This is a genomic window from Halonotius terrestris (genome assembly GCF_006861665.1).
Classification (GTDB): domain Archaea; phylum Halobacteriota; class Halobacteria; order Halobacteriales; family Haloferacaceae; genus Halonotius; species Halonotius terrestris.
This window is the reverse complement of record NZ_RKLU01000017.1, coordinates 7,221-15,270: the sequence shown is the minus strand read 5'-3', so window position 1 is coordinate 15,270 and position 8,050 is coordinate 7,221. Positions and strand designations below refer to the sequence as shown.

Annotated in this window: 8 protein-coding genes; 2 read left to right on the top strand and 6 right to left on the bottom strand. The window is 62.3% G+C overall.

Annotated features, from left to right (window positions below):
* Window positions 1-84: 84 nt before the first annotated feature.
* From EGH24_RS14775 to EGH24_RS14750, 6 genes are all read right to left on the bottom strand, one after another.
* Window positions 85-789 carry a DUF1405 domain-containing protein gene (locus EGH24_RS14775; protein WP_142980846.1) on the bottom strand — a complete coding sequence of 235 codons (705 nt, stop codon included), beginning with the start codon at window positions 787-789 and terminating at the stop codon, window positions 85-87.
* A 13-nt stretch (window positions 790-802) separates the two neighbouring features.
* Complete coding sequence (locus EGH24_RS14770) at window positions 803-1,261, bottom strand: hypothetical protein (RefSeq protein WP_115819516.1); 459 nt, start codon at window positions 1,259-1,261, stop codon at window positions 803-805.
* 2 nt (window positions 1,262-1,263) lie between these two features.
* Window positions 1,264-2,265: a DUF63 family protein gene (locus EGH24_RS14765; protein WP_115819515.1), complete on the bottom strand. Its 1,002-nt coding sequence runs from the start codon at window positions 2,263-2,265 to the stop codon at window positions 1,264-1,266.
* Complete coding sequence (locus EGH24_RS14760; protein ID WP_142980845.1) at window positions 2,262-2,486, bottom strand: DUF7123 family protein; 225 nt, start codon at window positions 2,484-2,486, stop codon at window positions 2,262-2,264. The genes EGH24_RS14765 and EGH24_RS14760 overlap by 4 nt, the downstream gene beginning before the upstream one ends.
* A gap of 20 nt (window positions 2,487-2,506) precedes the next feature.
* Window positions 2,507-5,113, bottom strand: coding sequence for a heavy metal translocating P-type ATPase (locus tag EGH24_RS14755; protein WP_142980844.1), 2,607 nt, complete (start codon window positions 5,111-5,113; stop codon window positions 2,507-2,509).
* Window positions 5,114-5,273: 160 nt separating this feature from the next.
* On the bottom strand, window positions 5,274-5,864 hold the full coding sequence (locus EGH24_RS14750; RefSeq protein WP_142980843.1) for an AsnC family transcriptional regulator: 591 nt from the start codon (window positions 5,862-5,864) through the stop codon (window positions 5,274-5,276).
* Window positions 5,865-5,996: 132 nt separating this feature from the next.
* Here EGH24_RS14750 and EGH24_RS14745 point away from each other — a divergent pair, with 132 nt between their 5' ends.
* Both EGH24_RS14745 and EGH24_RS14740 read left to right on the top strand, forming a co-directional pair.
* Window positions 5,997-6,194, top strand: coding sequence for a heavy-metal-associated domain-containing protein (locus EGH24_RS14745; protein ID WP_115821780.1), 198 nt, complete (start codon window positions 5,997-5,999; stop codon window positions 6,192-6,194).
* A gap of 123 nt (window positions 6,195-6,317) precedes the next feature.
* The coding region (locus EGH24_RS14740) for a heavy metal translocating P-type ATPase (protein ID WP_142980848.1) at window positions 6,318-8,050 on the top strand (1,733 nt) is incomplete at its 3' end.

Here is an 8,050-nt window from a genome sequence, read left to right as displayed (position 1 = left end):
GCCCGAGACAGCCAGCAATCGCGGTTGCCCCGACTGCTAGCACACTCCGGCTCCGGCGAAGTACCGACCGTCGTGAATAGCCGTTCATCGGCGCACCCCTCGTGCGGAGGACTCCTCAGTTGTTTCGAGCTTCTTCACCCGTGTCGCTAGTGCGAGAAACGTCGCGGCGAGCGTCAGCGTCACTGCCGCGGCCGCCGCGAGGTCGTGCGCTCGCATCGAGTGATCGAGTGCGCCGTTGACGAGTTCGGCCCGCAGGAACGTGTGGTGGAACTCCCCGACGAGCGGCGCGAAGTAGTCTACGATGTCGTTGAGGCCGTACCAGACGGTGGTGACGGCGACCGCACCGACCGTGAACTCGGCGTAGCGATAGATCAGGAACGACTGGAGGCTCATCGCGAGATGGCTTACGATGAGGAACCAGTAGAGCCAGGGTTCGATACCGCCCGGTCCGTTGAGAACCAGCTGGACGAACGGCGTCCAGAGACCGAGTTTGATGTTGCCGAAGAAGGCGAGCATATGGAGCCACTCGACGTCGTAATCCAGTTTCCACGCGGCGAGACTGAGCGCGACGAACAGCGTCGCGGCGGGGCTGTCGGGGACGAACGGCCACATCACTATCGGGGTTTGGGCCAGCTGGAAGCGGTAGTACCAGAACCCGAACGCAGTCCCGGCCAGATTTATCGCGACGATGACCCACGCGTACCGAAGTGCGAAGTCCTCGACGCGCCGGGGGAGTGGGGCAAGGTAGCTGGGCAGTCGATTCGTGGTCGCTGTAGGTGCGGATGTCATTCGTCTCGCCGAATTACATCCCTGTGCTGTCGTTTCGTCGGTTCGTCATAATCACGCCGCTGATCAACATCAGGACTGCGAGCGCGACCATTCCGAGGTCCCAGCCCATCCCGGCAGTCATCGACGACCCCATGCCGCCGCTCATCCCGCCGTTCATACCGGACCCCATCCCGCTACCCATTCCCCAGTTCACACTCCCGGTGACGCCGACCAGCGCCTGGTTGAGCAACATCACGAGCGAGTAGCCGATCATCAGGGGACCACTCGCGTTCCCGAGCCGATCCGCATAGGGCGTCAGCAGAACGACGCCGTGGACGACCACGACGACGCCGAGGAGCGCCATGAGGAGCCCGCTGTTCGAGCCCATCATCCCGGTGCCACCTGTCGCGGAGAGCAGCGAGTAGACTCCCGAGACGAGTGCGATTGCCGCGCCGTACTGTCGTGTCGTACCGTTTGTGTTCATCGTCTCCATTGTCAGACTCCGAGCATCATCCGAAGCGATCCACGGACGCCCATCGGGAGCCCAATCGCTCCGATGAAGAACGTCATGAGCCACCACCAGGTGTGGTTCATTTCGTCTTTCGCGTCCGCGAGGTACCACACGATACCGCCGGTCACGAGGAGTTTGAGGACGAACGTCGACCCCGAGAAGCCGGTCGCCTGGTACACGAGATTCGTCACGACCAGCTTGGGTGAATAGCCGAGGAACGTGACGCCGATGAGATTCTGCGCCGCATCCCACATCTGGCCGAAGACGGCCAGCAGGAACAACGGGTGTCGAAGGTGTGCGACATCGACGAGACTCGCTCCCCAGTAGTAGAGCGCGGTCACACCGAGGGCGATCCCCGTCGTCGCGACCGGCACCCACACGCGGAGTGGAGCCGACGTCGAGAGCCCGTGCCAGAGCGCCCACCCGACGGCACCGATCGCCCAGACCGTTCCAACGAGACCGACTATCGACGGGATGGACCCGATATTCCGGTTACGCGCGAGTGCGCCGACGCCGAGTGAGAGGACGGTGACGGCGGTGACGACGAAGTAGATCGACGGCGTGATGAACAGCACGGCGTAGTCACCGAGCAGGCCGATATCCTCGAGGGCGCGCATCGCTCCGCCAGCAACGATGATTGGCGCGAACCCGTACGCGAGTCGAGCGTCGTACGTGACATCGAGGGAGTCGAGATACGCTCGGAGCCCGGGGAGACTGTACACGACGGCCGCGAGGTACGTCACCGTGTTCACGGCGTTGTATCCGCGGACGGCCCGTATTCCCTCGTGCGTGACTGGCTGGCCGGCAGCGTCAGCGACGACCGGGCCCCAGAGATACTGCCAGACGAATCGGTCGTAGACGAGCGTCGGGAATGCGAGGAGTGCTGCACCGACGAGGACGACCGGGGCGAGCAGATACAGGACCCACCACTCCCGAGTTCCAGTGGCGGGGAGGGCGGATCCGACGCGGCGAGTGACGGTGCTCACGACTCGCTCACCTCCAGTCGCCACGTCGTGCTTTTCGAGCGTCCCCACTGTTCGAGCGACACGTCGGTGAGGTCGTCCTGGAGCTGGCTCAGATACTGTGCGACGGCTTTCGGCGATCCGTCGAGGTCGCTGGCGATATCCCGAGCCCGAAAGTACGTGGGCTCAGTATCGGCCGTCTCGACGAGGTACGCGTGCACCGTGCGGCGGGAAATAGAGGACATGGAGCAAGTGGCTTTGGCGTTCAGCGGAGTTTCCCGAGCAGTTTGTAGTCGTGATCGGGGGTGTACCGNCGGAACAGCAGGCTGTTCGACAGCACCGACACGCTGGAGAACGCCATCGCNCCGGCNGCGAGCACNGGNTGGAGNAGGCCCAGCGACGCCAGCGGGATCATCGCNGTGTTGTANCCGAGCGCCCACACGAGGTTCTGCTTGATCTTCGCGAGCGTCGCGTCCGAGATGCGGATGGCCTTCACGACGTCAAGGGGGTCGTCGCGCATCAGCGTCACGTCCGCCGCCTCAATGGCCACGTCCGTCCCCGAGCCGATGGCNGTNCCNACGTACGCNACNGCGAGGGCGGGNGCNTCGTTGACGCCGTCGCCCACCATCATCGCCTTNCGNCCNTCGTCCTGAATGNNNTCNACGGCATCGGATTTGTCCTCGGGGAGAACCCCCGCGCGGACGTTCTCGGGAGCGATGCCGACCTGCTCGGCGACCGCGCGGGCGGTCCGCTCGTTGTCGCCGGTGATCATCATCACGTCGACACCACGTTCTTGGAGCTGACTTATAGCGTCCTTCGCGCTCTCTTTGATTGTGTCGGCATCGGCGACCACACCCACGAGTTCGCCCTCGTAGGCGACGAGCATTGCCGTCTTCCCCTCGTTCTCGAGGCGCTCCATCGTGTCCTGCGCGGGCGAGGGGTCGATCCCGTTGTCACGGAGGAGCTTCCGATTCCCGACCAGGACCTCACTGTTGCCGACAGTCGCTCTGATGCCGTGGCCGGGGACGTTCTCGAAGTGGTCCGGGTCGCTCACGTCGATCCCTCGCTCTTCGGCGCCGTCGACAATGGCACGGGCGAGCGGGTGTTCGCTCGCATGTTCGGCCGTGGCCGCGAGCCGAAGGACATCTTCCTCACCGAGACGGTCACGAGCGGTCAGTTGGCCACCATCTGCAGCAGTATCGCCGCCATCCGTGAGAGGCTGTCCGTCACCGTCGAACACGACGATGTCGGTGAGCTCCATTTCGCCTTTCGTCAACGTCCCTGTCTTGTCGAAGACGACCGTGTCGACGTCCTTCGCGCGTTCGAGGATGTCACCGCCCTTGAACAGGACGCCGTTCTGTGCNCCGANNGTCGTCCCGACCATCGTCGCGGCNGGNGTCGCNANNCCCAGCGCACAGGGACANGCGATCAGNACGGNCGACGCGAACACGATGATCGAGAACTCGAAGACGGTGACGGTCCCTCCAGCGATTGCAGGTCCACCTGCCACGGCACCCCACAGCGGGAGCCACTCGACGAAGCTCGCGAGCGCTCCGGGGAACAAGTACCAGACGACACCCCAGAGAACGGCGTTGGCGATGACNGCNGGNACGAANTACGCNGAGATNCGGTCGGCGAGGTTCTGGATGTCGGGCTGGCGNGACTGNGCNTCCTTNACCGTCNGNACGATCTGCTGNAGCGCCGTNTCCTNNCCGACCTTCGTCGCCTCNACGACGAGCACGCCGTTCTCGTTGATNGTCGAGCCGACNACCTCGTCNCCCTCGCTCTTCTCGACGGGGACNGACTCGCCGGTGACCATCGACTCGTCGACCGCNGACTGGCCATCGACGACGACCCCGTCGGTCGGGATCTGCTCGCCAGGCCGAACCTTCATCCGATCGCCGACCTCGACGTCCTCAAGTGGGATCTCCTCCTCGTTGCCGGCCTCATCGACGACGGTGGCCGTCTCGGCCTCCATCTCCAGCAGCTTGCGGAGCGCCTCGCCGGCTTGGCCCTTCGAGCGGGCTTCAAGGTAGTTCCCGAGGGTGATGAACACGAGGATGAGCGCGGCGGTGTCGAAGTACAGGCCGCCCGCGATGAGCCCTGAGAGGACTGCGACAGAGTAGACGTACGCAGTGGTCGAGCCCAGCGCGATCAGGACGTCCATGTTGGCGCGCTTGTTGTTCACCAGCGCATTGTACGAGTTCTTGTAGAACGGCCAACCGAGCACCAGCTGGACGGGCGTCGCCAGCAGGAACTCTGCCCAGCCGAACTCGATTCCGAGAATGGTCTCCGGGAGGACGCCACCGCCGAGGAGGAACTTCTCGGCGAGGAAAAAGAGGAGAGGTGCCGACAGCACCGCACCAAACAGGGTCAGTCGAAGCTGCTTACGGATTTCAGCCTGTCGCGCGGCGTCGCGCGCGTCCTCGCCAGAGTCGCTGTCGTCGCCGTCCTCTCGGACGGGCGAGTAGCCCGCGCTCTCGATGGCATCGTAGAGTGCATCCAGCGACGTGTCCGCGGGGTTGTACCGGACCTGGGCTTCGTCGGTGGCGAAGTTCGCCTCGGCCGCGATGACACCGGGTGTGTTCTCTAGGGCAGTCTCATTGGTCTGTACACAGTTGGCACAGGTCATATCGGAGATGCCGATGGTCACTGTGTCAGACACCGCACCATACCCGGCATCTTCGATCGCCTCGTATATCTCTTCGAGCGATACCTCGTCAGGATCGTACTCGACGGAGCCTTCATCCGTGGCGAAGTTCGCGTTCGCCTCAACGACGCCGTCGAGGGACTCTAGCGCGTCGCCAACTGTCGCCGAACAGTTAGCACAGGTCATCCCTGTGATGTCGAGATGTGCAGTTCGCGTTCCCATTCTTGTCCTATACTACGTAGTCCTTCCTTAGTGCAGTTACTGTTTCGAGACCAGTGCTTTAGACCAGTATAGAATTTAGATTCAAAGGCCTAGTTCCGTTCCACTACCGAAGGATGCCAATATCGACTCCGCCGATCTGGAGCGGAAATCGCGGCTACAACTAGACTCCGTCTTCGAGACGTTGATACTGGTCTTCGAAGCGGCCACGGCACAACGGACAACAGAAGTGATAGATGTCTCCGTCGATTCGAGCGGATTCGCCCTCGCTATCGACCGTATTCCCACACTCGGCGCACGTGATTGCGAACTCGGTGCCGTCGAGTGAGGGTGTCCATTCGAGGTCGTCGACGAGCGTCACCGAGTACTCCGTCGATGGCGCGTCTTCGAGGAGACCCTCGACCCATCGGCGAACGTTCTGTCCTTCCGCACGACCGTAGAACCATATTTTCCCCTCGGCAGTGACGAAGAGGTGTTCGATACCATCCGCGTCGTGGAGCCGGCTTCGAAGTGACTCGATGGCAGCGGTATCGTTTTCGAGCTGGACGAACACCGGAACGCCAGCTCGCAGTTGTGCGCGATTCACGTCGACGGTGAAGCCGTTGATGATGTCGGCCTCCTCTAACCGTTTCACGCGGTCTGATACGGCTGGCCCCGAGAGATCCACCTCCTCACCGATGCTGCTGAACGGGCGTCGCGCGTCCTCTGCTAGTAGCGAGAGGATCTCCATGTCTGTCTCGTCTAAATCACGCATATCTCCCCATTGAACCCCCGAACCACAATATTGTTTCCCAGCGCCAAGATTTGAATGCCATCTCACTTCCAAGATAGACTTTGGATTCGAAGCAGAAACTGACAAAGATTCCCCTCCCGTATGTACCAGTGTATGACGCAGACCATCACTGTCGAAGGAATGACGTGCGGTCACTGTGAACAGACAGTCGAAGACGCGCTTCGAGAAGTGAGCGGCGTGACCGACGCGACTGCCGATCGCGAGGCCGAACAGGCGAGCGTCGATGGCGATGCTGACGTCACGTCACTCGTTCAAGCCGTCGAGGACGCTGGATACACCGCCCACGCCTGAGAACCGCCGGAACGCACGTCCACAAGCGCCCCGCCGTTCTCGTTCGACACCGGCCCTCTTGACGGTACTGCGCCGTATCAGGGTCTGGACAATATAATGAGGGACGGCACCAAAACCCACGCCATGAGCAACAATCCAGACCACGAGAACTCCGAAACCTCCTCTGTAGAGGGTAACTCCTCGCATCAATCCGAAGAACCCGTCTACTGTTGTCGAATTTGCCAGCTAAAAGCAGAGTCGGAACCACGAGCATCAGCCCACGCGTCATCCGAGCCGGAGTCCAAACTCCCGAAGGACGACACTCACACTGCGGCAGACGCCACCACGGAGTCCGAATCCACGGACGAACACGCACATAACGACCACGAAGCCGAACACGCGCACCGCCACGCTGCGGCCGAGCACGCTCACTCTACAGAAGCAGAGCACGTACACGACGAGCACGACCATGGTGGTAACGCCCACGAGAAGGGACACGGGGGTGGAAACGGGGATCACAGCGATCACACGGATCACTCGGGCCACGAGGCGATGTTTCGGCGGCGGTTCTGGGTGTCGCTCGTCCTCTCGATTCCGGTCATCGTCTTCAGCGAATTCATTCAGGACGTCTTCGGCTATACGGCCCCTACGTTCCCCGGGAGTACGTGGATAACGCCGGTACTTGCGGTCGTGATCTTCGCGTACGGTGGCGTGCCCTTCCTCTCGATGGCCCGGACGGAACTGAAAAACCGCGAGCCGGGGATGATGATGCTCATCTCGCTGGCGATATCGGTGGCGTTCGTCTACTCGATCGCGAGTCTGTTTCTCGAAGGGACGACACCGTTTTTCTGGGAACTCGTCACGCTGATCGACATCATGCTGCTGGGCCACTGGGTGGAGATGCGGTCGGTCCGGGCGGCCTCGGGGGCGCTGGACGAACTCGCGAAGCTCATGCCCGATACCGCCGAGCGTATCACCGAGAGTGGAGATACCGAGGAAGTGCCCGTCTCCGAACTCGGCGAGGACGATGTCGTGCTCGTTCGCCCGGGCGCGAGCGTGCCTGCCGACGGCGAAGTCGTCGAGGGCGAGTCGTCCGTTGACGAGTCGATGATTACCGGCGAATCCAGACCAGTTGGGAAGGAGCCCGGATCAGAGGTGGTCGCCGGGACGGTCAACCAGGACGGGAGTCTCCGCGTCAAAATCACGAAGACCGGCGACGAGACGACGCTGGCGGGCATCATGCGACTGGTCGACGAGGCCCAGCAGTCCAAATCTCGAACCCAGTTGCTCGCCGACAAGGCAGCTGGCTGGCTGTTCTATATTGCACTCGGCGTCGCGGCGATTACTGCCGTCGCGTGGGTCGTCGCGGTCGGGTACAACATCACCGTCCTCGAGCGCGTCGTGACGGTCCTGGTCATCGCGTGTCCCCACGCACTTGGACTTGCCGTCCCGCTCGTGGTCGCGATCAACACTTCCACGGCTGCCCAAAACGGGATGCTCATCCGCGACCGCATCGCCATGGAGGAATCTCGAAATCTGGACACGGTGATGTTTGACAAGACCGGGACCCTCACGAAGGGCGAACAGGGCGTCGTCGGTGTTGAGACGGCAGGCGACTGGACTGAAGAGCGAGCATTCGAAGTCGCCGCTGGTGTCGAGGGTGACTCCGAGCATATGATCGCTCGCGCCATCCGNGACGCCGCCGAGGAACGGGATATCCAGCGAGCGAAGGTTTCGAACTTTGAGAATTTCCGCGGTCTCGGCGTCAGAGCCACTGTGGACGGCGAGACGGTTCATATCGGTGGACCGAACCTGATTGAGAAATTCGGTATCGAGCGGTCCAACGAAATCGCTGCCTTCGCGGAGGAAGCTGGCTC